Genomic DNA, 1908 nt, shown 5'->3' with positions numbered 1-1908 from the left:
CATCGCCCCGGCCACGGAAATCCATCTGCCGGCCGTGGTCACCGGCCAGGACACCCTGCCGGTCCCGCTGCCGACGACGGCGGCCTGAGGCCGCCGCCCGCCCACATCCATGCCTGATGATGCTGCAGGTCGACGCCCATGGCGCCGACCTGCAGTGACGTCACATCAATGCGCGGCCGAGTGCCCGTTGCTGGCCCGGATCTCGGCCGATACGGCCGGCCCGGGCTGCCACAGCGCGCTCGGCGCCGCCTGGCGGGACTCAGTCGCCGCCACCGTCTGCCAGATCTCGTTCGCCTGGCCCCCGCCCCAACTCCAGGTGCCCGTCGCCAGGGCGCCCTTGGGGATCGGGTGCGGGTTGCCGAAGACGTTCCAGTTCTGGCCGCTGTCGAACCACGGCCGCACCGCCTGGAACGTGCCGCTGGCGCCATAGGTCCACACCGCATCCGTGCCCATCAGCCCGGCCGGCCGCTGCAGCAGATTGGCGCCGTTGCCGTCGCCGCTGGCATAGGCCAGCAGGCCGCTCGCCTTGTTCACGATCGAGAAGCCGGAGGACCACAGGGTGACGGCGAAGACGAAGTTGCCGGCCGGGGCGCCCGACGAGAAATTGTCGTCGACCACCAGCGGGCCGGCGACATCGGCCGGATTGATCGAGAGCTGGAGATAGGCGGCGAGGCCGCTGACGAAGGACTGCGTCCGGGTCTGGCGGGGCCAGACTGCGGCGACATCGGCGATCGACCAGATCTCGTTGCCGGCGCCGCCGCCCCAGCTCCAGGTGCCGATCGGGGTGCCGACGGCGGCCCCGCCGCCCAGCGCGTTCAGATTCTGACTGGTGTTGAGCGCCAGGCGAATGGCGGTGAACTGGTCGTCGGACCCTGTCTTCTGCCAGATGTCGCCATGGGTGTTGAGGACGACCCGGCTGTTGCTGCCCGTCGCGGCCAGATAGGTCCCGGTCGCGACGTTGCGGAGATAGAAGCCGCCGGTGGCCGGCTCCGTCGTCCATTGCTGGTTCGGGTCGTTGCCGTTCAGCCATTGCAGGCTGACGCCGTTGCCGCCCGGATCGTTCGAGACGACGAGGTCCGGCAGCAATCCGGACTGGATGACGATGCTCATGATGCTCTCCATGAAATAGGGTTGATGAAATACAGGAGGCGACGGGGCAGGCTGCCCCACGCCTGTAAAAGGCCTGGACCCAGGCCGGGCGGCAGAAAGGCCGCCGTCGCAGAACCGCCGAGCCCGCCATCGCCATGAGAGAACACGGGCGCCGTTGCCGGTGCCGACTTGATCCGCAGGCCTGGAGGATGGTCGACGATCGGATTGGCCGCGACGATCTCCACGTCGGGCTCGCAATGACTCAATAAAATGACGAACAATCGGCGAGTTCTAAAATAACACGAGACATATATAGATTACAGAAACGAGCTAATATTAGTTCGCTGGGCCGCAATAAGTCAAGCAGGGTTGCGTGATTTAAATATATTCAATTTTAATAACATGAGAGGCGAATTGCCTGGCCGTGGCGATCCCGCCGCGAGCAGGCTCGGGCCGCCGGGCGACGGCCGATGCCGGCGACAATGGGCGCGTCGGTTGTTGACGCTGCGGCGCGCGCCTTGTATAGGGTGCGCGCCCTGCGGCGCCGAAGTAGCTCAGGGGTAGAGCAACTGATTCGTAATCAGTAGGTCCGGGGTTCAAATCCCCGCTTCGGCACCATTCTTTCCAGCTCGATCCGCACGCTCTGATGGCCCGCGATGGTCTCCTTGTGCAGATTTGCGAGCTCCGGGGCGCTCCATCGAGACTGTCGACGCGTTGGGCATCAACGGCCGGTTCGAGGCAATCCATGACCTTCGAGATTTCGCGGATCATCGCCTCGCCGCAGTTCCAGGCCGCCGTCGCAGCACTCCGCAGCCAGCA

Annotated in this window: 2 protein-coding genes and 1 tRNA gene; 1 reads left to right on the top strand and 2 read right to left on the bottom strand. The window is 65.7% G+C overall.

All coding sequences use genetic code 11. From position 1 onward, the window contains the following. Nucleotides 1–165 precede the first annotated feature (165 nt). A complete protein-coding gene (locus tag AC3XYG_RS17645) occupies nucleotides 166–1110 on the bottom strand; it encodes an RICIN domain-containing protein (protein WP_489141158.1) in 945 nt (314 codons plus the stop codon). Beyond that, a complete protein-coding gene (locus tag AC3XYG_RS17640; RefSeq protein WP_489141157.1) occupies nucleotides 1107–1334 on the bottom strand; it encodes a hypothetical protein in 228 nt (75 codons plus the stop codon). The genes AC3XYG_RS17645 and AC3XYG_RS17640 overlap by 4 nt, the downstream gene beginning before the upstream one ends. Before the next feature lie 298 nt (nucleotides 1335–1632). On the opposite strand from AC3XYG_RS17640, the gene AC3XYG_RS17635 reads away from it, so the two are divergent. Then, nucleotides 1633–1707: transfer RNA gene (locus tag AC3XYG_RS17635), tRNA-Thr, on the top strand. The last annotated feature ends 201 nt before the right edge of the window (nucleotides 1708–1908 follow it).

This window comes from Inquilinus sp., from assembly GCF_057815775.1.
The sequence above is the reverse complement of the archived record's forward strand: the minus strand, read 5'-3'. Positions and strand labels throughout refer to the sequence as shown.

What these genes read in the sequence shown, in the direction of transcription:
- AC3XYG_RS17645 (WP_489141158.1), bottom strand. Translation starts at nt 1,110, where the DNA reads ATGAGCATCGTCATCCAGTCCGGATTGCTGCCGGACCTCGTCGTCTCG.